This is a genomic window from Amnibacterium flavum, assembly GCF_003097495.1.
GTDB classification, from domain to species: domain Bacteria; phylum Actinomycetota; class Actinomycetes; order Actinomycetales; family Microbacteriaceae; genus Naasia; species Naasia flava.
The window spans coordinates 81,785-102,822 of record NZ_QEOP01000003.1 but is presented as its reverse complement, the minus strand read 5'-3'; the positions used below and the strand labels follow the sequence as shown (position 1 = coordinate 102,822).

Below are 21,038 nucleotides of genomic sequence, written 5' to 3'. Positions count from 1 at the left end.
CCGTGCACCCGGTGGTGCGTCCCTCCCAAAACTAACGCAGCCGACGATCCGTGAGCACGGGACGACTGGCGGAATCGGACCGGCGCGCGTCGCTCAGCCGCCTTCCCGCGACGCCCGTGGACGCTCAGGATGAATCGCATGACGAATTCCTCTGAATCGCCCACCGTCGTGCGCAGGTGGCGCGGCGCGATCCGAACCGAGGACCGGGACGCGTACGCGGTCTACCTCGAGGACACCGGCCTGCGGGAGTACCGGGCGACCGAGGGCAATCTCGGTGCCTGGACCCTCTACCGCGATCTCGGCGACGGCCGCACGGAGGTCGTCACGGTGTCGCACTGGGTCTCACGCGAGGTGATCCGCGGGTTCGCGGGGGACGACATCGAGATGGCGGTCTTCTATCCCGAGGACGACAGGTATCTCGTCGAGCGGGATCTCTTCGTCGCCCACTACGACCTGCTGCCCGGCGGCTAGGCATCGTCAGCCCGAGCCCGCCCGTCATCCGGCTCGGAACCGAACCGCGCCAGTCCCGCCTGGCGGATCCCGTCGCGGTCGAGTTCGAAGTGCCGGTCGAGTCCTAGTCGGCTCAGGAAATGATCGTCGTGACTCACGACGATCATGGCTCCCCGATACGACGCGAGAGCGTGAACCAGCTGGTCGACGCTGTCCCTGTCCAGGCTGTTGGTCGGCTCGTCGAGGATCAGGAGCTGCGCGGGCGGATCGGCGAGCAGCAGGGCGGCGAGAGTGACCCGGAAGCGCTGGCCACCGGAGAGTGTGGAGGCCCGTCGCTCGGCGTCGCCGCCACGGAACAGGAACCGCGCCAGACGCGACCGGAGCTCGCCGGGCGGAACCTCCGGCGATGTCGCGGCGACGAGGTCGAGCACGCGGGCCCCGCCATCGAGCCGGATGCGCTGCGGCAGGTATCCGATCCTGTCCGTGTGCCGCACGATATCGATGGGCGAGACGCGTCCGGGGGCGGCGGTCCCGGCGATCGTGTCGAGCAGAGTCGTCTTCCCGGAACCGTTCGCTCCGGTCAGCGCGATCCGCTCCGGTCCCTGCACCAGCAGAGTGCCCTCGGGGCCGATGAGGTCGAGGATGCGTCGGCGGGAGGACACCTCCGGATCGGGGAGGTCGATGGCGATCGTCCTGTCCTCGCGGATCAGCTCTTCGGCTTCCCGCACGCCCGCCGATGCGGCAGCCACCTTGTCCTCCATCTCGGCCCGCAGACGACCGGCCGACTCCTGGGCAGCCGACTTCCTGGCGTTGACCGAGATCTTGGGCAGCGACCCGCTCTCCTGCATGGCCTTGCCGGTGCGCGCGCGTCGGGCGAGTTTGATCTGCGCCTCGGCGGCCTGGCGCTTCTCCAACCGCAGACGCTGCTCCGCGCTGCGCAGGGTGCGTTCCGCCGCCTGCTGTTCGACGGCGAGGTGCTCGTCGAACCGCGAGACGGTTCCTCCGAACAGGCGCAGCGATCCGTCTCGCAGCTCCGCCGTCTCGTCGAGCAGTTCGAGCAGCTCATGGTCGTGACTCACGACGATGAGGGCACCGCGCCATTCGCGCACCAGCGCGTGGAGTCGGCGACGGGCGTCGCGGTCGAGGTTGTTCGTCGGCTCGTCGAGCAGGGCTACGGCGGGTGCGGCGAGACGGAGACCCGCCAGCCCGACGAGGATGGCCTCGCCGCCCGACACCGAGGCGATCGGTCGTCGGAGTGACTCGGCGGGCAACCCGATGCCGTCGAGGGCGGCGGCGGCCCGCTCCTCGATGTCCCAGTCGTCGCCGACGGTATCGAATCGTTCCTGCGCGACATCGCCGGCGCTGATCGCATCCAGCGCCGCGAGCTGGGCGCCGACACCGAGCACGTCGGCGACGGTGGCGTCGTCGAGCGGGAGGGACTGCCGCAGCAGGCCGACCTCGCCGGTGACGCTGACCGATCCGCTCGTCGGGGCCAGCTCGCCGGCGATGACGCGCAGCAGAGTCGACTTGCCCGACCCGTTTCGCCCGATCAGGCCGGTGCGGACCCGGCCGAAGGCTCCCGAGATGTCGTGGAGGGCGGTGCTGCCGTCGGGCCAGACGAGGCCGACGCGGTCGAGGACGATCGAGGGAGAAGAGGAAGGCATGAGGCTCCAGAAGTCAGTGCGATGCGCTGAGCTGGAGCCGGGAGTACCGGCGGTCGACAGATCAGCGCGTGGGCGCGGAACTCACGAGGATCTTCACCGGAGGTGCCTTTCGGAGAACGGGTGCGGAATAAACCGCCGCTTCCGATGGTCGCACCTTGAGCGCGACGACGCAACGCTCCGGCTCCTCCGGTGGCTGCGCGCGCAGACGACGGACGGGTACGGCACCACACAGCATGAGCAACGGGTTCAGCGACAGCGATCGAGCACGACTGACCCGGATGCCGAACCCGCGGGTCGTGATCGCGGTCCTCGCCCTCGCGGGCATGAGCGCCTCGTTCATGCAGACCATCGTCCTGCCCATCCAGTCCGAGCTGCCCGAGCTGCTGAACTCCACCCGTGAGGACACGGCGTGGGTGATCACCTCGACGCTGCTGACCGCATCGGTCGTCACCCCGATCGCGGGCCGGCTCGGCGACATGTACGGCAAGCGCCGGATCGCGCTCGCCCTCCTCGCTGTGCTCGTCCTCGGTTCGGTCATCGCGGCCGTGTCGCACGGCGTTCCCGGGCTGATCGTCGGCCGCGCACTGCAGGGGGCCGTCATGGGCGTCATCCCGCTCGGCATCTCGATCCTGCGCGACACCCTCCACGAGGACCGACTGGGCGGCGCGATCGCCCTCGTCAGCGCCACGCTCGGAATCGGCGGCGCGATCGGGTTGCCGGTGAGCGCCATCGTGAGCGAGAGCTTCGACTGGCACACCCTGTTCTGGCTCTCCGCCGTGCTGGGCGTCGTGAACTTCGTGCTCGTGCTGAGCTTCGTGCCGGTCAGCGCACTGCGGACGCCCGCCCGTTTCGACTGGGTCGGCGCGGTCGGTCTCGCCGTCGGGCTCGTCGGCGTCCTGCTCGCCGTATCCAAGGGCAACGAGTGGGGCTGGGCAGCACCCAGCACGCTCGCCCTCGGCCTCGGGGGACTCGTCGTTCTCCTGGCGTGGGGTGCCTTCGAGCTCCGCGTGCGCGACCCGCTCGTCGACCTCAGGGTGGCCGCGAGACCGGCGGTGCTGCTCACGAACCTCGCCTCGATCACCGTCGGCTTCGCCATGTTCGCGTCGAACGTCGTGTTCCCGCAGCTTCTCGAACTCCCCGTCGCGACCGGGGTGGGCATCGGTCTCAGCCTGCTCGCCGCCAGCCTCGTGCTCATGCCGTCCGGCCTGACGATGATGGTCATGTCGCCCGTCGCCGCGCGACTCTCACGCGTGTACGGGCCCAAACTCCTGCTGGTCCTCGGCGGCGGCCTGCTCGTCGTCAGCTACGCCCTGTCCTACTTCTTCGCGACCGGCTGGTGGCAGGTGCTCATCATCAACATTGTCATCGGGGTCGGAATCGGGCTCGCCTACGCCGCCATGCCGACCCTGATCATGCGGGCCGTCCCCGCGGCGGAGACCGCGGCGGCCAATGGACTGAACGCTCTGATGCGCTCCCTCGGAACGAGCTTCGCGTCGGCGGCCATCGGCGGGCTGCTCGCCCTCTACTCGGTCGATTCCGGCGGCGTGCAGACGCCTACTCTCGAGGGCTTCCAACTCGCCTATCTGATCGGCGGCGGGGGAGCGGTCGTCGGCGTCATCATCGCGCTCTTCATCCCGAGAGTCGTCCCCGCGGATCCCCGTCCGTCGCTTCCCGCCTGATCCATCGCGCTGGAACGGCTCGTTAACGAACTTTCGCCCCGGCCCGAGTGGAGATCACTCGAGACCGGGGGGTCTGGTCTGCAGACCGTCCGGTACTCGCTGCGGATCAGGCCGCGTTCGCGAGGCCGCGACCGCGCGACGGGATGACCGCCCCGTTCGAGATGGTGCTGTCGGCGGGGATGCGAGCCCCCGAACCGATGCGGGCGTTGTCGCCCACGCGGGTGTGGCTGCCGATCTGCGCGCCGGCACCGACGACCGCGCCTTCACCGATCATGACGTTGGCCCCGATCGTGACGCCGGGCAGAACCGCTGCTCCGCGACCGATCCAGCTTCCGCGGCCCACCTGGACGGCACGACCGACCGAAGCCTCCGCCTCGACGTAGCTGCTGTCCGCGATGAACGCACTCGAGTCGACCGAGGCTGTCGCCTCGGTGAAACCGCGTCCGTTGAGATGGCGACGGTACTTGGAGACGCCGCCGCGTTCGTCTTCGATTTCCACAAATGTCTTACTCATCTTCTCCGTCTCACTCAGCTTCCCGCCGTCAATGCTCCTGGCTGTTATTCGGAGCGGCATTGGAACCCGCTCGAAATAACGTTCGAGAGGGCCCGGAGATTCCCCCGCTAGCGGGTCGGAGCTGGGAGAACGCCCCAGAGGCGCCCAGGGGACCCTATGGACGCCCTTCCGTCCGATCCCGTGGAGGAGTAGACCGGTGGCATGACGGACCGAGCAGCACTGACCCGGTGGATCGACGGATATCAGCGCGCCTGGAGGAGCAACGACCCCGCTGAGATCGGCGCCCTGTTCGCCGTCGACGGCGTCTACCTCACCGAGCCGTACGCCGATCCGATCGCGGGCCGCGATGCCATCGTCGAATTCTGGTTGGAGGGTCGGGATGAGCCGGGCGACTGGGCCTTCGCCTGGCATCCGGTCGCCATCGAGGGCGACACGGCGGTGATCCAGGCGAAGACCGACTACGCGGGCAAGTCCGACTACTTCAACATCTGGGTCATCCGCTTCGCGCCCGACGGCACCGCCGCATCGTTCACCGAGTGGTACATGGTGGACGACGGGGACGCCTGAACCGTTCCTACATCAGGCTCCCCAGCAGGAGCAGGCCGGAAGGGTAGACCGCTGCGACGAGGATGCCCGTGCCCCACAGCACGACGAGCCCGCGGGGTGCGGAACGCAGCCGCCAGGTCGATGCGATGAGGCCCGCCAGGGCGGCGACGACGGCCGCGGTCCAGTAGACCGGCCCGGTCGACCCGGCGACGACGGCGAGACCGTAGATCCCGTCGCCCGCGACCAGGCCGAGGAGCACCCCGCACCCTGCGGCCGCGAGGATGCTGGCACGCCCGCGAGCGAGCGACACCGCGGCGCCGACCACCGGGCCGGCTGTCAGCGCGACGACGAGCCAGAACGTCGGATCGTAGAAGTAGCCGCGCGCCGTCGAGACCATCGCGTAGCCGAGGTCCAAACCGCTGAAAGCGAGCGCGCCGTAGAAGGCGGACGCCGCCGGACCGCCGCGAATCCGCCAGAGGAGGAGCACGGCGACGATCGTCCACCCCGACGCCGAGTTGGCGAACGGTGCGACGGCGGCGGGGAGCACGGTCTGACCCCAGGAGGTCAGCCCGCCGAGCAGCAGACCGGCGGTGAGGATGAGACCCGCCCGCGTCGCGACGAGGCGCAGGACGGGCTCGCGTCGGGGGATGACGAGCGGCGGATCCGGAGTGGCGGGGGCGGCCCTCCAGGACCGCCGGACGGGGGAGATCGTGACCGGGGAGGAAGTCATGCTCCGAAGGTAGGAGCCGGCCCGCCCGCACGACATCGGCCGGACGGGTGAACCCGGGTCATCCGGTGGGGGGAGCCGCCAACGACCGATCGAGCTCGTCGAGCAGCTCGCGCGACCCGATGATCCGGAAATGACCTGCACCGTGCAGTCGCACGTTCGTGGCGCCGTCGAGGTGGCTGCCTCCCGGGATGTGCGGGTCGAACGAACCCCAGATTGAGGTGATGCGCGCATTCACCTCGAGCTGGGCGGCGATCTCGCGCAGAGTCGGATCGTTCGGCGAGAACACGCGGAGAGACCTGACGCGGATGTACCGCGCGTATCGCGATCCCGAGAACGGGGACGCGACGGCGATCATCCGCTCGATCCGGCCGTCGGTGTCGCGCAGCATCGCGAGCTTGCCGATGAGGCCGCCCTTGCTGTGGGCCACCACGATGACGCCGCGCAGGTCGAGAGCGCGCAGCCGGTCCAGGACGAGGTCGGCGCTCGCCGGGACGGCGCCGGTGTTGCGGCGCAGCGTGGGGAGCACATGCACCGGGTGGCCCGCGTCGCGCAGGTGGTCGGCGATGGGGCGGAGGAACTGCCAGGTCTCGTAGACGCCGGGGATCAGGAGCACCGGGGTCTTGGGCGCCCCCTCGATCAGGTAGTCGCCGGGCCTGACCCGGAAGAGGAAGCCCTGCACCTGCCAGTACGACGCGTAGGCGTAGTCCAGCATCCAGGCGACTCCGTCGCGGACCAGCCGGGTCGGACCGTGTTTCCGCGCCGCGGCGCTTCCGGTCATCCGAGGTCCGCGGCGCCGGTCGGCAGGGAGTGCCCGCCTCGGGCGTGATCGACGATGAGGGCGGCGATCTCCTCGGGATGCGTGTACTGCACCACGTGGGCGCCGCCCGGGATCTCGACCAGACGCGACCGGGGTGCGAGGTCGGCCATGGTCCGAGCCCACGGTCCACGGGAGATGGGATCGCGCTCGCCGCGGATGATGAGGACGTCGGCGTGCAGCAGCGGAAGCGTGCGGGCGAGGTCGTAGGTCATCATGGGGCCGAGGGTCTTCAGGTACCAGCGGGGGCCGGTCCGCAGATAGTCGGTCAGGACGACCCTGTTGGCTGACGGGGTCTCGCGGAGGGTGTCGTGAGCGAGGCGGAGGCCCTGACCGAGGGCGGTCGGGGCCGACGGGTCCACCACCGCGCCGATGAGGACGATTCGGGGTACATGGCCGGGGTGTTGAAGAGCCAGGTCCGAGACGATCTGCGCGCCCATCGAGTGGCCGACCACCGTCGGCCTGTCCAGGCCCTCCGCCGAGATGTAAGCGGCGACGAGAGCTGCCGAGTCCTCGATCGACATGACCTCGGGCGGCTCGGGAGCGGATCCGTTGCCCGGCAGTTCGAGTACGTGCACGGTGCCCGAGCGGGAGAGCTCGGCGGCCAGACGGGTGAAATACGTGGAGGCGACTCCGATGCCGTGAATCAGCACGAATTGCCGAGGATCGCTGCCGCGGGCGATGTGCGTGACGAGGGTCCGCCCGTCGTGCGCGAAGGTGCGCACCTCATCCCATTGCATGCGCCGAGCCTAGGTTCGGTGGGCTGTGAGGGGACCGCGGACCGGGGCGGCCGACCGCTGTGCCCCTCTTTCGCGGGCGGTGTTTCACCCGATCTGGGGGCGCGGCTGGGTGACCGCTGCGCATAGCCTGGCGATTCAGGTCCGAGATCGGGGTACGAAATGCGGAAACAGGCTGCGCTCGATGCGCGCCCCACGGGTCTGCTGACCCGTCCCGCGGCGTACTCCGTTATCGATCGCTGCCTGCATCACCAGGCTGCGCTGCGTCCGCGTTCCTGGTTCGCCCGGCAGATCGGTGCGACCCCGCTCGCCGTCGAGGCGAAGCCCTGGTTCGACGGAGCGCGGGGAGAGCTCGAGGTCGCGCGTCTGCTCGAGGGACTCGGCGAGGGGTGGACCGTGCTGCACTCGGTGCCGGTCGGCAAGGCGAACACCGATGTCGACCATGTCCTCATCGGTCCCGCAGGCGTCTTCACGATCAACACCAAGGCCGTCCGCGGTCACGTGTGGGTGGGACGCAGCCGCATCCTGGTCAACGGTCGTCGGGAGGACTTCATCGCGAAGTCCGAGCGCGAGGCTCGTCGAGTCCACCGTCTTCTGACCGCGGCGACCGGGTCGAGCGTCTTCGTGCGACCTGTCCTCGTCTTCGTCGAGCCGCACCGGCTCACCGTCCGTGAACGTCCGGCTTCCGTCGCCACGCTGCCCGCACGAGCGCTGATCCGCTGGCTGCACGGCCAGGAGGAGGTCTATCCCGCGAGCCGGGTCGCCGAGCTGGTCGAGGCCGCCGACCGGCCGTCGACCTGGGGACGCGCCGCGGACGACGGCATCGAGACCCGGCGGCAGATTCAACGTTTCGAGCGCCTCCTCGCCGAGGTCGACGACGCCGCGCACCGCCGACGCACCGCCAAACTGGCGGGCGTTCTGCTCGCCTTGACGGCGGCGCTCGTCGCCGTCGGCGGGTACCTCCCCGTCGCCGTAGCGGTCGCGATGGTCCCGTTCGCCCACTGACCCGCCCCGCCCAGCCGGCCGAGCGGGCGAGCGCTACTCCACTCGCGAACGCACGCGCGCTCGCACCGGCGTGTGCCGCCTCGACCGGCGCAGCAGCACGAGCGCGATGCCGATCGCGATCAGCAGCGCCGCCACGATCGCCGGGGCGATCATGATCGACGCGTCGAGCCCGGTGGCCGGGAGTCGTCCGCTCGTCGCCGTGACGGCGGTGACCGTGATCGGAACCGTGGCGGTCGTCGCCGTACCGGGGGTCGTGATCACCAGATCGTAGACGCCCGCGGCCAGACCGTTCGGGATGGTGATCGGGAAGGCCGCACGGCCGACCTCGTCGAGGGTGTCGACGATCGTCGGATCGATCGGTCCGCTGCCGACGAGCTGGCCGTTGATCCGCGCCTCGGCGGTGGGCGGTGTCGCCTCGCCCTTGCTGAACAGGAGCGAGGAGAGGTTCAGCTGCGCCGAGTCCCCGGGCAGGTATCCGCCATCGGCGGATGCGGCGAGCTGGACACCGACGGAACGCTGCGCGGTGTCGGGGGCCTGCGGGGTGGAGCCCTGCGCGGCGAAGTAGTCGACCATGCCCTGCAGATCGACGCGACCCGAGTCGGCGCTGTCGGTTCCGAGCGTGAACGCGGTGAAGTTGTCGCCGCCCGCGGCGAGGAAGGAGTTCGCGACCACCTTCACGGGAGTGCCCGGATCGAGGGGAGCGCCGTTCAGGCTGATCCCCGTGATGTGGCTGCCCGCTGCGGCGGCGGGGTCGTAGGTGTAGGTCAGCGCGGAGGAGAGGCCCAGCTTGAGGAACGGCCGACTCGACCCGGCGGGCTGCCACTGCTGCTCGAGAACCTGCTTGATCTGGTCGCCGGTGAGGGTGAGCGTCACGAGGGTGTTCGCGAACGGCTGGACCTCGGCTGCTTCGCGGTAGGTGACGAGCCCTGTCGCATCGCCGGTGATGCCGTCGCGCTGCTCGTAGACGAGGTCGGCGCGCAGGCCTCCCGGGTTCATGATCGCGACCTCGGTGCCGAGTTCGGCCGTCGACCAGAGCTGGACGTCCGCGACGAAGTTGCCCAGCGTCGATTCGCCGCCTCGATTCTCCGTCCCGCCCGACTGCTGGGCGCGGCTGAAGTCGCTCGCGATGTACCCGAGGGGTGCGGATCCGAGCACGTCCGCGACGGCGGTCGCATCGGCGACGAGCGCGGCGATGTCGGGGTCGGCGGGGTAGTTCGGTGCCCACACGACGGGGTCCGTGCTCGTCTGGGTGCTGAGGGGGACGACCACGGGCACGAAGCTCGAGATCACTCCGGTGGCCGGGTCGATCGTGAGCGTCAGGCGACCCATCGCCTCGCTGTACTGGCCGGCCTGGATGACGGGACGCTGGTAGGGATCGAATGCCACGGTGCCGGCATAGCGCTGGTGCGTGTGGCCCGAGACGATGGCGTCGATGTCGCCGTCGAGTCCCGAGACGATCCGGCCGAACACCGAGTCCTGCGTGATGGCGGTGGTCGGTCCGCTGGTCTCGGCGCCTTCGTGCACGACCGTGACGATCACGTCGGCCTCGCCGTTGCTGTCGTCGCCGTCGCTCAGGTAGTCGGCGACCCGGTTGACGTTGTCGACGATGCCGCCGACGACGACGCCCTGCATGCCCGCAGGGCTGACGAGGGAGGGCAGATCCTCGGTGACCGCGCCGATGAAGCCGATTCGCACCCCGGCGACCTCTTCGATCGAGTACTCGGGCAGCTCGCCGATCGCGGCGGGGCCGTCGACGTTGGCGGAGAGGATCGGGAAGTCGGCCTGCGGCACCACCCGCGTGAGCAGGTCTTCGTAGCCCTGATCGAACTCGTGGTTGCCGGCGGCGCTCGCGTCGAGGCCCATCAGGTTGAGCGCCTCGATGGTGGGCTCGTCGTCCTGGATGAAGGAGGTGAAGGTCGAGGCGCCGATGTTGTCACCGGCCGAGACCATCAGCGTGTTGGGGTTCTCCGCGCGCACCGAGTCGACCGCGCCGCCCAGAACGGCCGCGCCCGCGACGGCCGACGACGTCGACCCCTCGAGCCGGCCGTGGAAGTCGTTGATCGTGACGATGTCGATGGTGACGTCCGCGGCATGAGCCGCACCCGCTCCGGCGAGCGCCATACCGGTCGCCAGAGCTCCCGTGGTGACGACGGCGAGAACGCGACCCCTGATGCGAGAGGCTTCGGTGCGGCGACGGACGAATGGGGGCGTGTTCGAGGGCACGGATCCTCCGGGTGGCATGCTTCGGGCGTGGGTGACGCCCCGCGCCCACGGGTATGGGCACGCATCCGACGCTATGCAGGCGGCGTCGAATCCGGAACCCCGCGGCCCGAGGGTTTACCTGCCCGCAACATGACGGTCGCGAGTCATGCGCGTTTCAGGGGCGGTCGTCTCGGGTCGAGGCTGTTACCTCGGGGTCTTCGCTCCCGACTCGACGCGGCGTCGTGAGTAGCATGTCGCCATGGCGTGGTGGCGACGACAGACGGGCGATGGCTCGTTCCCGAAGACCGATGCGGGGTCCGGTTCGCTGGACGACTACCAGTACGGGCTCCAGCCCCGGAAGGGCAAGGTGGTGATCCGCCTCGCCGGCAGCGACCCCTACCAGGCCGAACTCGCGTCGCTCATGGGCGATGGCGATCTGTTCACTGCAGGCGGTCAGCGGACCATGGAGGAGGAGCGGACCGACGCCCCCATCCACATGCGCCTGTTCACCGGGACCAAGGTCACGGGTGTCGTCGGCACCGTCCCGCGCGGGCTCGAGGGGGCTGTGACGGAAGCGCTCTCGCGTCTGGAGTCCCGTGGCGAGAAGCCGCGGATCCCGGTCCAGGTGGTCCGCACGAAGAACGGCCTCCGGGTGGAGCTGCTCATGTGGGCGACCCGCTAGAGCCCTGCGTCGAGTGCGGGAATAACCCGACGGCCCTCCCGGTTCAGTACATTGTTCATGCAAACGCATTGAAATGGATGAGCTCGGAAGGCACATCATGCAATTCGGAATCTTCACCGTCGGCGACGTCACCCCCGACCCCACCACCGGTCGCGAGCCGACCGAACACGAGCGCATCAAGGCCATCCTGACCATTGCGCAGAAGGCGGAGGAGGTCGGGCTCGACGTCTTCGCGCTGGGCGAGCACCACAACCCGCCCTTCATCCCCTCGAGCCCCACCACGATGCTCGGCTACATCGCGGCCAAGACCGAGAAGCTCATCCTCTCGACGAGCACGACGCTGATCACGACCAACGACCCGGTGAAGATCGCCGAGGACTTCGCGACCCTCCAGCACATCTCGGACGGCCGCACCGACATCATGCTCGGCCGCGGCAACACCGGCCCCGTGTACCCGTGGTTCGGTCAGGACATCCGTCAGGGCATCCCGCTCGCCATCGAGCACTACGCCCTGCTCAACCGGCTCTTCCGCGAGGACGTCGTCGACTGGAGCGGCAAGTTCCGCACGCCTCTCCAGGGATTCACCGCGACCCCCCGCCCTCTCGATGACGTGCCCCCGTTCGTCTGGCACGGCAGCATCCGCAGCCCCGAGATCGCCGAGCAGGCCGCGTTCTACGGCGACGGCTTCTTCGCGAACAACATCTTCTGGCCCAAGGAGCACTACATGCGCCTGATCGGCTACTACCGCCAGCGCTTCGAGCACTACGGTCACGGCACCGCCGCGCAGGCGATCGTCGGCCTCGGCGGCCAGGCGTTCATCCGCAAGAACTCGCAGGACGCGAAGGACGAGTTCCGCCCCTACTTCGACCAGGCGCCGGTCTACGGCAACGGGCCGAGCATGGAGGAGTTCACCGAGCAGACCCCCCTGACGGTCGGAAGCCCGCAGGAGGTCATCGACCGCTACGCCTCGATGCGCGACTACTACGGCGACTACCAGCGCCAGCTGTTCCTCATGGACCACGCCGGCCTGCCGCTGAAGACCGTGCTCGAGCAGCTCGACATCCTGGGCGAGGAGGTCGTGCCCGTGCTCCGCAAGGAGCTCGCGGTCAACCGTCCTGCCGAGGTTCCGGATGCGCCCACCCACGCGTCGCTGCTCGCTGCGAAGAAGACGCGCGACGCGGCTGCCGCTGAGCAGCAGCTCGTCTCGCAGGAGGCCTGATCATGGCCGAACGCACCATCGCGGTCATCTCCGCGGGCCTCAGCAAGCCCTCCAGCACCCGACTACTCGCCGACCGGTTGGGCGACGCGGCAGCGCGCCGACTGATCGAGCGCGGTGACACGGTGAAGGTCGAGGTGATCGAACTGCGCGACCTCGCGCACGACATCACCAACAACCTGCTCACCGGGTTCCCGAGCTCGCAGCTCGAGAGCGCCATCGAGAAGGTCCTCACGGCCGACGGCGTCATCGCGGTCACGCCGATCTTCACCGCCAGCTACAACGGCCTGTTCAAGTCGTTCTTCGACATCATCGAGCCCGGCTCGCTGATCGACATGCCCGTCCTGCTCGCGGCGACCGGTGGTACCGCGCGCCACTCGCTCGCGATCGATTACGCCCTGCGTCCCCTCTTCGCCTACCTGCACGCCGACGTCGCGTCGACCGGAGTGTTCGCGTCGACCGACGACTGGGGCAGCGACGAGGACGGCGTCAAGCCGCTCCCCGAGAGGATCGACCGCGCAGCCGAGGAGCTCGTGGGACTGGTCACCCGATCGACCCGCTCCAAGGTGCTGCACGACCCGTGGGCGCTGCCGGCGGGCTTCCGCCCCAACGGCCCGGCAGGGCTCGAATAGTCACCTGATCACGAGAACGCTCGGTCGCGGCACGCCCGCCGTGTCCCGGGCGTTTTCTCGTTCGACACGGCCTAGCGGATCGTCGTCGTCACGTCGACGAGCGTCGGACTCGGAGGAGTCGACGCGAAGCCGAACCTCACGGCCGGAGAGAGGTCCGCCATCGCGCCGAGAGGAACCCCGTCGAGGGCTCCCGTGACGGACAGGATGCGGCGGGCGTCGCTCACCCCGTAGTACTCGCGGCGGCCCCCTCCGGCGGACCCCGCCGTACGAGCACCGCGGACGAGCACTCGGGCGATGGGGTCGACCACCGCGGCCCACCTCCACGAGGTCGCCACCGGTCGCGGCACCATCCTCAGAAGAATCCCGAGCGCGGAGACCCGGCCGATCCCGAGCTCGAGTCGGATCCGATCGGTCTCGACTCGCAGCGTCCTGCCCGATCTCCGAAGCGACACCGGGGAGACCACGACCTCGTCGAACGAGTAGACCGACGAGATCAGCTCCGCGGTCTCGGGCGTGGGAGCGAACAGGATGCGATGCCCCGACTCGAGCTCCGCCATGACATCGGCGAAGGCCCCGTAGGGCGAGTCCTCCCAGAGGCCCACGACCACTCTGACGCCGGAGGTGGTGCCGGTGCCCGCGATGCGTCCCCGGAACCGGAGAACCCTGTCACCTCCGCGTCGCGCCAGCACAGCGCCACCCTAGGGTCGTCAGCTGGGGACCGGCTCGCTCGTCCTCAGAAGACGGGTGCGGCTCAGGCGCACGACACCCGCCGCGACGATGCCGATGAAGCCGGCGATCCCGACGATGTAGACGAAGACCGCTCCGTAACCGCCGGGCTGAGCCGGGTTGAGGAACGGGTACGGGTACCAGTCGACGAGTGGCCCGCGGATCATCGTGAAGACGACCCAGACGAGGGGGAACCCGAGGATGGGGAAGATGTCCTCCCACCGCAGCGCCCGCTTGCCCGGGGAGACGACCCACACGACGAGGATGTAGAGCGGCGCCCAGACGTGCAGGATCTCGTTCGACCAGTCGAGGGTCGTGCCCTGCGGGAGCTCGATTCCCCGCAGCAGCAGGTTGTAGACGACGCCTGTCGTCACCATGTAGGTGGTGACGCCGGCGAATGCGAGGTTGAACCACGGCGGATCGACCCGGGTGGTGAAGCAGTACCAGGCCCCGATCAGCAGGAACACGGCCGAGAGCGAGTTCGACAGGATCGTGAAGAAGCTGAAGTAGTTCACCAGGTAGTGCGGCACATCGGGCACCCCGTTCGTGAGGCTGTAGATCAGCTGGCCGACGATGGCCGCGATGATCCCACCGGCCGCTGCCACGCGGATCGCACCGAATGCTTTGCGCATGCCGCGACTGTATCGGCGGTGAGGTCGGTGAGGCGAGGAATTCGCGCCGTCGTGTCGGCGTTGCCCTAGAGGATGTCAGCTCCTCTTCGCCTCTCCGTCCTCGACCTGGTCCCCGTCCGCGCCGACCAGACCTCCGCCGACGCCATCGCGGCGTCCCTCCAGCTCGCGTCGCTCGCCGACCGTCTCGGGTACGAGCGCTTCTGGTTCGCGGAGCACCACAACATGCCGTCGGTGGCGTCGACGAACCCGCCCGTGCTGATCGCGCTCGCCGCAGGTCGCACCGAGCGCATCCGTCTCGGATCCGGTGGCGTCATGCTGCCGAACCATGCGCCGTTCGTCATCGCCGAGCAGTTCGCCGCCCTCGAGGCCGCCGCCCCCGGTCGCATCGATCTCGGCATCGGCCGCGCGCCGGGCAGCGACCCCGTCATCTCGGCGCTGCTGCGCTCGTCGGGACACACGAGCGACGTCGACACGTTCCCGAGCAATGTCAACGACGTGCTGGCGCTCATGGACGGCGGGGGAGCCCAGCTCAGCCTTCGCGGTGCGGCCCCCTACGTCGTGCGTGCCACGCCCGCTGCGGGCAGTGTGCCCGAGGTGTGGCTGCTCGGTTCGAGCGACTACTCGGCGAAGCTCGCCGGTCAGACCGGCCTGCCCTACGTGTTCGCGCACCACTTCTCGGGCGAGGGCACGGCTGCGGCCCTCTCGCTGTACCGCCGCGAGTTCGTCCCGTCGCTGTACGCCGCCGAGCCGAAGACCCTCCTCACCGTGAACGCCGTCGTCGCCGACACGGCCGACGAGGCGTTCGCCCTGGCGCTTCCCCAGCTGCAGCAGATGGCGCGTCTGCGCACCGGCCAGCCCCTCTTCGCGCTGCCGAGCGTCGAGGAGGCGCAGGCCACCGAGATGACTCCCGCACAGAACGAGATGATCGACCGCATGCGCGGTGCCTGGATCATCGACGATGCCTCGGGAGCCGCCTCGCGGATCGCCGCGCTCGCCGAGCGCTTCGGCGTCGACGAGGTCATGCTCGTCCCCGGGGCCGGCGCTCGCAACGGCGAGGAGAAGGCTCGGGCGATCTCGCGCGAGCTCACCCTGTCGCTCGTCGCCGGCGAACTTCTCTCGGCTCAGGGCCTGGCAGCAGCGGCCGACGTCCCCGCCCGCTGAGGTGTCACCCGCCACCCCGCCGCCCGCCCGTTGAGCCTGTCGAGATGAAGGCCGCCGCCGGCCCGCCGCCCGCCCGTTGAGCGAAGCGAAACGAAGGGCACCGCACCGCGGCCGATCCACCGATGTTCTCGACCCCCGCCGAACCATGGACGTCTCACGGGATGCCACCCTGGTGAACACCGCAAACCACTGACGAAAGGCCGGACTCGCGCCGTGGCAGCCTCAGCTCTCTCCCCGCACGTGTCGACGTCGTCGAGGGGGCGGTCGCGCACCGGTTTCTGGGTTGTGGCGTTCACCTTCGCGACCCTGATGGCGTTCTCGACGGTGCCGACCCCGCTGTACGTGCTCTACCAGGATCGGGACGGTTTCCCGACGGTCATCATCACCGTCATCTTCGCCGCCTACTCGGTCGGTGTTGTCCTCAGCCTGTACCTCGCCGGGCATGTGAGCGACTGGCTGGGTCGACGCCCGGTGATCCTCGTCGCGGTGCTCATCGAGATCCTGTCGGCCGTGATGTTCCTCTTCTGGAGCGACGTACCGGGCCTGCTGCTCGCCCGGTTCGTGAACGGAGTGGGCATCGGCATGCTGACCGCCACGGCGACGGCCCATCTGAGCGAACTGGGTGCCGCGATCCGCGGGCCGGGCGATCTGCGCGCCGGCGTCACCGCGGGCTTCGCGAATCTCGGTGGTCTCGGGGCGGGGTCGCTCATCTCCGCGGTCATCGCCGAGAACACCGACATCCCGCTGATCGAGCCGTACCTGGTGTTCCTCGTGCTGATGATCGTCGCTGCGATCGCCCTCCTCTTCGTGCCCGAGACGGTCGTGAAGAGCGGGGAGCGTCACCCGTACCGGCCGCAGAGCATCGTCGTCCCGTCCGCCTCTCGTGGGGTGTTCTGGGCATCCGCGATCGCCGCCCTCGGAGCGTTCGCGGTGTTCGGCCTGTTCAGCGCGGTCGCCCCGACGGTGCTGCGCGGCACCCTCCACGAGACTTCGCTGGTGCTCGCGGGGGCGGTCGCGTTCGCGGTGTTCGGCGCCGCGGCTGTCGCGCAGGCGGTATTCGTCAAGGTGGCGCTGCGCCGCCAGCTCCAGCTCGCCATCGTCTTCGCTGTGATCGGCCTCGGTGGCATCGTCGTCGGTGCGCTCACCGCGACGCTGTTCGCGTTCGTCGGCGGCGCGATCGTCGCCGGTGCGGGTGTCGGCCTGCTGTTCCGGGGCGCGCTCGGGGTCGCGGGCGGACTGGCCGAACCCGGGCGTCGCGGCGAGGTGCTGTCCGCAGTGTTCCTCGCCGCCTACGTCGGCATCTCGGTGCCCGTGCTGCTCGTCGGCGGGGCGCTGCTATTCGCGCCGCAGCCCATCGTGGTCGCGGCGTTCGGTGCGGCCGCCATCGTCGTCATCGTGCTGACGGGTCTGCGCATGGTCAAGGTGGCGGCTGCTCGCTGAGTCCGCTCTCCGGGCGCTGAGGCGGTTCGCGATGGTGTCGACGAGCAGTCCGAGCGTGATCGCGAAGACGATGGAGACGAGGACCGCGACGATCGGCGATCCGCCGAGCCAGGCTCCCACTCCGGCGCCGACGCCGACGTTGAACGCGGCCCAGCCGCATCCCGCCACGATGGACAGCGGCAGGAACCGGCGGTACGGGAAACGGGTCGCCCCGGCCGTGAGGTTCACCGCGATACGGGCGAACGGGATGTAGCGGGCCGTGAGGATCAGCACGGCTGCGCGGCGTCCGAGCAGGCGCCGCGCCCGGTGCAGAGCGCTGACGAGCAGCCGGGGCCTCGCAGGGCTGCGGAACGTGACCACACGGCCCAGCAGGTAGCAGGCCGAGTCGCCGACGATCGCCCCGATCGAGGCGACGGCGAGGATCAACCCGACGTTCGGCGAGCCCGTCGAGAGGGCCAGAGACCCCAGTGCGACGACGGCGGTCTCGCTGGGCACGATCACGACGAACGCGTCGAGGACGACGAGCGTGAAGAGAGCCGCTGGCAGCCAGGGTGCGTCGGCGGCTGCGACCAGCCAGTCGTCGAACGTGTTCACCGCGTCCCTCGCACGTGCAACGAGTACACGTGCGAGGTGAACGGGAGGCTACCTCCGGGCGAGGAGGTCGGAATGGTGGATTTCCGCCACGTCGGGGTGCGCGCGGAGCCTGCTCTTCAACGAGTTCTCGCCGTACGTCTCGAAGATCGGGTTCTCGGGGTCGCGGGTCACTCCCGACGACAGCTCACGCAGTTCGGCGGGAAGCTCGAGCTGCGGGATCCGGGCATCGAGAGCGGGGTTGAAGAAGAACGGGATCGAGATCCGGTCGTCGCCGATGCGCGGTGAGATGACCCGGTGCACGGTCGCCTTCAGGTAGCCGTCGGTGGCGTACTCGAGCAATTCGCCGATGTTCACGACGAACGCGCCCGGGACCGGGGGTGCGTCGATCCAGGTGCCCTCGTGCTCGACCTGGAGTCCGCCCTTGCCGGGCTCGACCCACAGCAGGGTGAGCACACCGGAGTCCTTGTGGGCACCGACGCCCTGCTTCGGCTCGGGGTCGGATTTGCCGGGGTAGCGGACGATCTTGATGAGCGTCGACGGGTCGGAGGCGAACGCCGCGTCGAAGACGTCGGGGGCGGCGCCGAGCGACTCAGCCCATGCGCGCAGGAGGGTCAGCGCGACATCCGACAGGGTGTCGTGCCATTCGGTGATGACGGTGCGCAGCTCGGGGAGGGCATCCGGCCACTGGTTGGGGCCCTCGAGTCGCCAGTAGTCGGCCTCGCTCCAGCGTTCGGGCACGGCGGGGCGCTCGGCACCGATGTCGATCTGCTCCCGCCAGTCGACGATCCCCTGGGTGAGCTCGCCGCCCACGCGCGTGTACCCGCGGAAGTGGGGGCTCTTGATGTTCTCGATGGCCAGCTTGTCGGCCTCGGGGAGGTTGAAGAACGCCCGTGCCGTGTCGTTGACGCGCTGCTGCAGCTCGTCGCCGATGCCATGCCCGGTCAGGTAGAAGAAGCCGTACTCGTGGGTCGCCTCACGCAGGTCGTGGCGGAAGGCCGCGGCCTCCGCGGGCCCCGCGTCGAGTCGGGAGAGGTCGAGGATGGGAAGGGATTTGGTCTCGTCGGTCATCGTGCTGTCTTTCGCTCGTGGATGGCCGCGCTCGGCGGCCGGGGATACGGCTGAGCGGATGCGGGACCTCGACTCGGCGTTCTCGACAGCGGGGCTGGAGACGGGGCGGGTCAGCGCATCCGCTGGAGACAGCGACGCATCGGAACGGGCGCGGGGCCCTGGGTTCCGGTCGGTTCCATGCCGACGAATCTACGCCGCTGCGCCCCCGCCGGGCCGTCTGTGACCTTGTATGACGCCCGTCCTCTCGCTCAGCAGGCGGAAGTGCGCTCAGCAGGTGGAATGTCCCGAATTCCACCTGCTGAGCGCGGGTTCGCCTGCTGAGCGAGAGTGATCGCACAGACGACGCGACAGGACCTTGAACCGCTGCCCCCGGTGCCTCGAATCGCAACCGCGGCTGCGACGGCCGATCGGCCGACGGTGAGGTGTCGCCATAGAATTCGAGCGCCCCGGCGCCGCGACGTGAGGGCGCTCCGGAATCGCCTGCGATCTCCCGATTGTTGGCGCGCGACGCTGTGCCCGACTTTCCGAATCGGCGGTAGCACGCAAGGATTCAGGTGATGACTCCTCGTACCGCACCGGCGAATGGCGCCGCAGAACCTTCCAGTCACGACGCGGTCCCCCCGCTCCGGGTCGGTGTCGTCGGCCTCGGGTGGGCCGGTCAGCAGCACATGGAGGCGTTCGCCGCCATCCCCGGAGTGGAGCTGGTGGCGATCGCCGGCCAGGAGGACGGTCCCCGCGCGGAGCTGGCCGAACTGTACGGTGTCGCGCACGCCTACTCCGACTGGCAGGACCTCGTCACCGCGGGCGGCATCGACGCCGTCAGCGTCGCCGTGCCGACCTTCCTGCACGCGCCGATCACGATCGGCGCCCTGCGGGCGGGACTGCACGTCCTCTGCGAGAAACCGATCGCACGGAACGGCGCGGAGGCCGCCGAGATGGTCGCCGCCGCCCGAGCCGCCGGCCGTGTGCTCGAGATCGCGTTCAACCACCGACGTCGCGGCGATGTCGAGGCCCTGCGTGCCGAGGTCGACGCCGGGGTCATCGGCTGGCCCTACCACGCGCATTCCGTCTGGCTCCGGCGCTCGGGCATCCCGTCACTCGGCAGCTGGTTCACCAACCGGGAGATGGCGGGTGGCGGTCCTCTCATCGACCTCGGCGTCCACGTGCTCGACTTCACCCTGCATGTGATGGCGGAACCGCGGGTCACGGCCGTGTCGGCTGTCACCCATGCGGAGCTCGGCCCGCGCGGCCTGGGCGGCTCGGGTGACGGCAAGCAGCAGGTCGGATCCGCGTACGAGGTCGAGGACTTCGCCAGCGTCATGGTGCGGCTCGAGGGCGGCGGATCGATGATGCTCGAGACGAGCTGGGCGGCCCACCGCCCGAGCGGCGACCAGTTCGGCATCACCCTGTACGGCACAGAGGGAGGCGCCGACCTCCGGGTCGTCGACTACGCCCCTGCCGGATCGCTCACGGTGTTCACCGGCGACGGGGAGGACAGCGTCGACCGGTCGGTCGTGTCGCCCGACGCTCCGGGCCACTCGGCCGTCGTCACGACCTTCGTCGAGCACGTGCGCACCCCGTCCAGCTGGGCGGCTCACGACGGTTCGCTGGCCCTCGAACGCGCCCGCATCATCGACGCCTGCTATGCGTCGGCCGCCGCCGGCGCCGAGGTCCGCCTCGACGACCTCTTCCCCGAGCGCGCCGCCGAGCGCGAGACGACAGACGAGACGAACGGTACGAACCGATGACCATCCGAGTGACCGTCTGGAACGAGTACGTCCACGAGACCACCCAGGACGACATCGCCGCGATCTACCCGGACGGCATCCACGGTGCGATCGCGGACGGGCTCGCCGGGCTCCTCGGCGAGGACGCCGTCATCGGCACGGCGACGCTCGCCGAGCCCGAGCACGGCCTCACCGAGGAGCGGTTGGCGGCCACCGATGTGCTGCTCTGGTGGGGGCACATGGCGCACGACCAGGTCGACGACGAGGTCGTCGCGCGCGTGCAGCGGCACGTCCTCGGCGGGATGGGGCTGCTCGTCCTGCACTCCGGGCATTTCTCGAAGATCTTCATCCGCCTCATGGGCACCACCTGCTCGCTCGCCTGGCGCAACGACGCAGAGCGTGAGCTGGTCTGGACAGTGAAGCCCGGGCACCCGATCGCCGAGGGCGTCGAGCAGCCGATCGTCATCGACCGGCAGGAGATGTACGGCGAGCACTTCGACATCCCCGATCCTGACGAGCTGGTGTTCATCAGCTCGTTCGCCGGGGGAGAGGTGTTCCGCTCCGGAGTCACTTTCACCCGTGGCCTCGGCCGGATCTTCTACTTCAGCCCCGGCGACCAGGAGTACCCAGTGTACTTCCACCCGCAGATCCGTCGCGTCCTCGCGAACGGCGTGCGTTGGGCGGCGCCCACGACCTCGGAACGCCGGCTCCCCGAGGTGTCGAACCCCGCCGCCCGGGACTGGACCGCCTGACGCCCGCGCTCACCGGATCACGCGACCCGCGAACAGGGACACTCGCTCTCAGGCCGTCACTGATAGT

21 protein-coding genes are annotated in these 21,038 nt (G+C 69.6%); 11 read left to right on the top strand and 10 right to left on the bottom strand.

Annotated features, from left to right (window positions below; all coding sequences use genetic code 11):
* The first annotated feature begins 138 nt into the window (after nucleotides 1-138).
* Nucleotides 139-471 carry a hypothetical protein gene (locus DDQ50_RS14775; RefSeq protein ID WP_116757561.1) on the top strand — a complete coding sequence of 111 codons (333 nt, stop codon included), beginning with the start codon at nucleotides 139-141 and terminating at the stop codon, nucleotides 469-471.
* On the opposite strand, the gene DDQ50_RS14770 is transcribed toward DDQ50_RS14775, so the two are convergent.
* Nucleotides 468-2,114 carry an ABC-F family ATP-binding cassette domain-containing protein gene (locus DDQ50_RS14770; protein ID WP_116757560.1) on the bottom strand — a complete coding sequence of 549 codons (1,647 nt, stop codon included), beginning with the start codon at nucleotides 2,112-2,114 and terminating at the stop codon, nucleotides 468-470. The two genes, DDQ50_RS14775 and DDQ50_RS14770, sit on opposite strands and share 4 nt — an antisense overlap.
* Nucleotides 2,115-2,392: 278 nt before the next feature.
* Here DDQ50_RS14770 and DDQ50_RS14765 point away from each other — a divergent pair, with 278 nt between their 5' ends.
* Nucleotides 2,393-3,793: an MFS transporter gene (locus DDQ50_RS14765; RefSeq protein ID WP_116757635.1), complete on the top strand. Its 1,401-nt coding sequence runs from the start codon at nucleotides 2,393-2,395 to the stop codon at nucleotides 3,791-3,793.
* Between the two features lie 106 nt (nucleotides 3,794-3,899).
* Here DDQ50_RS14765 and DDQ50_RS14760 read toward each other — a convergent pair whose 3' ends face one another.
* Complete coding sequence (locus tag DDQ50_RS14760) at nucleotides 3,900-4,307, bottom strand: hypothetical protein (protein WP_165829843.1); 408 nt, start codon at nucleotides 4,305-4,307, stop codon at nucleotides 3,900-3,902.
* Between the two features lie 201 nt (nucleotides 4,308-4,508).
* Between DDQ50_RS14760 and DDQ50_RS14755 the strand changes: the two genes are divergently transcribed.
* Nucleotides 4,509-4,874: a nuclear transport factor 2 family protein gene (locus DDQ50_RS14755; protein ID WP_116757558.1), complete on the top strand. Its 366-nt coding sequence runs from the start codon at nucleotides 4,509-4,511 to the stop codon at nucleotides 4,872-4,874.
* 7 nt (nucleotides 4,875-4,881) lie between these two features.
* On the opposite strand, the gene DDQ50_RS14750 is transcribed toward DDQ50_RS14755, so the two are convergent.
* From DDQ50_RS14750 to DDQ50_RS14740, 3 genes are read right to left on the bottom strand one after another with little or no spacing between them, the layout of a single operon-like run.
* A complete protein-coding gene (locus DDQ50_RS14750) occupies nucleotides 4,882-5,583 on the bottom strand; it encodes a DUF6518 family protein (RefSeq protein WP_116757557.1) in 702 nt (233 codons plus the stop codon).
* A 58-nt stretch (nucleotides 5,584-5,641) separates the two neighbouring features.
* Nucleotides 5,642-6,361: an esterase/lipase family protein gene (locus DDQ50_RS14745; protein WP_240614447.1), complete on the bottom strand. Its 720-nt coding sequence runs from the start codon at nucleotides 6,359-6,361 to the stop codon at nucleotides 5,642-5,644.
* Nucleotides 6,358-7,137 carry an alpha/beta fold hydrolase gene (locus tag DDQ50_RS14740; protein WP_116757556.1) on the bottom strand — a complete coding sequence of 260 codons (780 nt, stop codon included), beginning with the start codon at nucleotides 7,135-7,137 and terminating at the stop codon, nucleotides 6,358-6,360. Before DDQ50_RS14740 ends, DDQ50_RS14745 begins: the two co-directional genes overlap by 4 nt.
* A gap of 159 nt (nucleotides 7,138-7,296) precedes the next feature.
* On the opposite strand from DDQ50_RS14740, the gene DDQ50_RS14735 reads away from it, so the two are divergent.
* Nucleotides 7,297-8,139 (top strand): nuclease-related domain-containing protein, encoded by an 843-nt coding sequence (locus tag DDQ50_RS14735; protein WP_116757555.1) that lies wholly within the window; start codon nucleotides 7,297-7,299, stop codon nucleotides 8,137-8,139.
* Between the two features lie 33 nt (nucleotides 8,140-8,172).
* Here the strand turns inward: DDQ50_RS14735 and DDQ50_RS14730 are convergent, their stop codons facing one another.
* Entirely contained in the window at nucleotides 8,173-10,362 is a 2,190-nt protein-coding gene (locus tag DDQ50_RS14730) for a bifunctional metallophosphatase/5'-nucleotidase (protein ID WP_240614446.1), read from the bottom strand.
* Nucleotides 10,363-10,600: 238 nt separating this feature from the next.
* On the opposite strand from DDQ50_RS14730, the gene DDQ50_RS14725 reads away from it, so the two are divergent.
* The 3 genes from DDQ50_RS14725 to DDQ50_RS14715 all read left to right on the top strand — a co-directional run bounded on the left by DDQ50_RS14725 (nucleotide 10,601) and on the right by DDQ50_RS14715 (nucleotide 12,871).
* The gene (locus DDQ50_RS14725; RefSeq protein WP_116757553.1) at nucleotides 10,601-11,023 is read left to right on the top strand and encodes a hypothetical protein; all 423 of its coding nucleotides are present in this window, start codon (nucleotides 10,601-10,603) and stop codon (nucleotides 11,021-11,023) included.
* A 97-nt stretch (nucleotides 11,024-11,120) separates the two neighbouring features.
* On the top strand, nucleotides 11,121-12,242 hold the full coding sequence (locus DDQ50_RS14720) for an LLM class flavin-dependent oxidoreductase (protein ID WP_116757633.1): 1,122 nt from the start codon (nucleotides 11,121-11,123) through the stop codon (nucleotides 12,240-12,242).
* Nucleotides 12,243-12,244: 2 nt separating this feature from the next.
* Nucleotides 12,245-12,871, top strand: coding sequence for an FMN reductase (locus DDQ50_RS14715; protein WP_116757552.1), 627 nt, complete (start codon nucleotides 12,245-12,247; stop codon nucleotides 12,869-12,871).
* Between the two features lie 71 nt (nucleotides 12,872-12,942).
* Here DDQ50_RS14715 and DDQ50_RS14710 read toward each other — a convergent pair whose 3' ends face one another.
* Both DDQ50_RS14710 and DDQ50_RS14705 read right to left on the bottom strand, forming a co-directional pair.
* Nucleotides 12,943-13,560, bottom strand: coding sequence for a hypothetical protein (locus DDQ50_RS14710; protein WP_240614445.1), 618 nt, complete (start codon nucleotides 13,558-13,560; stop codon nucleotides 12,943-12,945).
* Nucleotides 13,561-13,578: 18 nt separating this feature from the next.
* Nucleotides 13,579-14,229, bottom strand: coding sequence for a Pr6Pr family membrane protein (locus DDQ50_RS14705; protein WP_116757551.1), 651 nt, complete (start codon nucleotides 14,227-14,229; stop codon nucleotides 13,579-13,581).
* A gap of 72 nt (nucleotides 14,230-14,301) precedes the next feature.
* Between DDQ50_RS14705 and DDQ50_RS14700 the strand changes: the two genes are divergently transcribed.
* Together DDQ50_RS14700 and DDQ50_RS14695 are read left to right on the top strand one after the other, a co-directional pair.
* Nucleotides 14,302-15,390, top strand: a complete 1,089-nt coding sequence (locus DDQ50_RS14700; RefSeq protein WP_116757550.1) for an LLM class flavin-dependent oxidoreductase — start codon at nucleotides 14,302-14,304, stop codon at nucleotides 15,388-15,390.
* A 213-nt stretch (nucleotides 15,391-15,603) separates the two neighbouring features.
* Entirely contained in the window at nucleotides 15,604-16,830 is a 1,227-nt protein-coding gene (locus DDQ50_RS14695; RefSeq protein WP_133245982.1) for an MFS transporter, read from the top strand.
* Here DDQ50_RS14695 and DDQ50_RS14690 read toward each other — a convergent pair.
* Together DDQ50_RS14690 and DDQ50_RS14685 are read right to left on the bottom strand one after the other, a co-directional pair.
* Nucleotides 16,726-17,424 (bottom strand): DedA family protein, encoded by a 699-nt coding sequence (locus DDQ50_RS14690; RefSeq protein WP_116757548.1) that lies wholly within the window; start codon nucleotides 17,422-17,424, stop codon nucleotides 16,726-16,728. The two genes, DDQ50_RS14695 and DDQ50_RS14690, sit on opposite strands and share 105 nt — an antisense overlap.
* A gap of 48 nt (nucleotides 17,425-17,472) precedes the next feature.
* Entirely contained in the window at nucleotides 17,473-18,492 is a 1,020-nt protein-coding gene (locus DDQ50_RS14685; RefSeq protein WP_116757547.1) for an isopenicillin N synthase family dioxygenase, read from the bottom strand.
* A 557-nt stretch (nucleotides 18,493-19,049) separates the two neighbouring features.
* On the opposite strand from DDQ50_RS14685, the gene DDQ50_RS14680 reads away from it, so the two are divergent.
* Nucleotides 19,050-20,240, top strand: a complete 1,191-nt coding sequence (locus DDQ50_RS14680) for a Gfo/Idh/MocA family protein (protein ID WP_116757546.1) — start codon at nucleotides 19,050-19,052, stop codon at nucleotides 20,238-20,240.
* Nucleotides 20,237-20,971, top strand: a complete 735-nt coding sequence (locus DDQ50_RS14675; RefSeq protein WP_116757545.1) for a ThuA domain-containing protein — start codon at nucleotides 20,237-20,239, stop codon at nucleotides 20,969-20,971. Before DDQ50_RS14680 ends, DDQ50_RS14675 begins: the two co-directional genes overlap by 4 nt.
* The last annotated feature ends 67 nt before the right edge of the window (nucleotides 20,972-21,038 follow it).

What these genes read in the sequence shown, in the direction of transcription:
- DDQ50_RS14770 (WP_116757560.1), bottom strand. Translation starts at nt 2,114, where the DNA reads ATGCCTTCCTCTTCTCCCTCGATCGTCCTCGACCGCGTCGGCCTCGTC.
- DDQ50_RS14705 (WP_116757551.1), bottom strand. Translation starts at nt 14,229, where the DNA reads ATGCGCAAAGCATTCGGTGCGATCCGCGTGGCAGCGGCCGGTGGGATC.
- DDQ50_RS14775 (WP_116757561.1), top strand. Translation starts at nt 139, where the DNA reads ATGACGAATTCCTCTGAATCGCCCACCGTCGTGCGCAGGTGGCGCGGC.
- DDQ50_RS14720 (WP_116757633.1), top strand. Translation starts at nt 11,121, where the DNA reads ATGCAATTCGGAATCTTCACCGTCGGCGACGTCACCCCCGACCCCACC.
- DDQ50_RS14745 (WP_240614447.1), bottom strand. Translation starts at nt 6,361, where the DNA reads ATGACCGGAAGCGCCGCGGCGCGGAAACACGGTCCGACCCGGCTGGTC.
- DDQ50_RS14685 (WP_116757547.1), bottom strand. Translation starts at nt 18,492, where the DNA reads ATGACCGACGAGACCAAATCCCTTCCCATCCTCGACCTCTCCCGACTC.
- DDQ50_RS14680 (WP_116757546.1), top strand. Translation starts at nt 19,050, where the DNA reads ATGACTCCTCGTACCGCACCGGCGAATGGCGCCGCAGAACCTTCCAGT.
- DDQ50_RS14755 (WP_116757558.1), top strand. Translation starts at nt 4,509, where the DNA reads ATGACGGACCGAGCAGCACTGACCCGGTGGATCGACGGATATCAGCGC.
- DDQ50_RS14700 (WP_116757550.1), top strand. Translation starts at nt 14,302, where the DNA reads ATGTCAGCTCCTCTTCGCCTCTCCGTCCTCGACCTGGTCCCCGTCCGC.
- DDQ50_RS14735 (WP_116757555.1), top strand. Translation starts at nt 7,297, where the DNA reads ATGCGGAAACAGGCTGCGCTCGATGCGCGCCCCACGGGTCTGCTGACC.
- DDQ50_RS14765 (WP_116757635.1), top strand. Translation starts at nt 2,393, where the DNA reads ATGCCGAACCCGCGGGTCGTGATCGCGGTCCTCGCCCTCGCGGGCATG.
- DDQ50_RS14675 (WP_116757545.1), top strand. Translation starts at nt 20,237, where the DNA reads ATGACCATCCGAGTGACCGTCTGGAACGAGTACGTCCACGAGACCACC.
- DDQ50_RS14750 (WP_116757557.1), bottom strand. Translation starts at nt 5,583, where the DNA reads ATGACTTCCTCCCCGGTCACGATCTCCCCCGTCCGGCGGTCCTGGAGG.
- DDQ50_RS14715 (WP_116757552.1), top strand. Translation starts at nt 12,245, where the DNA reads ATGGCCGAACGCACCATCGCGGTCATCTCCGCGGGCCTCAGCAAGCCC.
- DDQ50_RS14760 (WP_165829843.1), bottom strand. Translation starts at nt 4,307, where the DNA reads ATGAGTAAGACATTTGTGGAAATCGAAGACGAACGCGGCGGCGTCTCC.
- DDQ50_RS14740 (WP_116757556.1), bottom strand. Translation starts at nt 7,137, where the DNA reads ATGCAATGGGATGAGGTGCGCACCTTCGCGCACGACGGGCGGACCCTC.
- DDQ50_RS14725 (WP_116757553.1), top strand. Translation starts at nt 10,601, where the DNA reads ATGGCGTGGTGGCGACGACAGACGGGCGATGGCTCGTTCCCGAAGACC.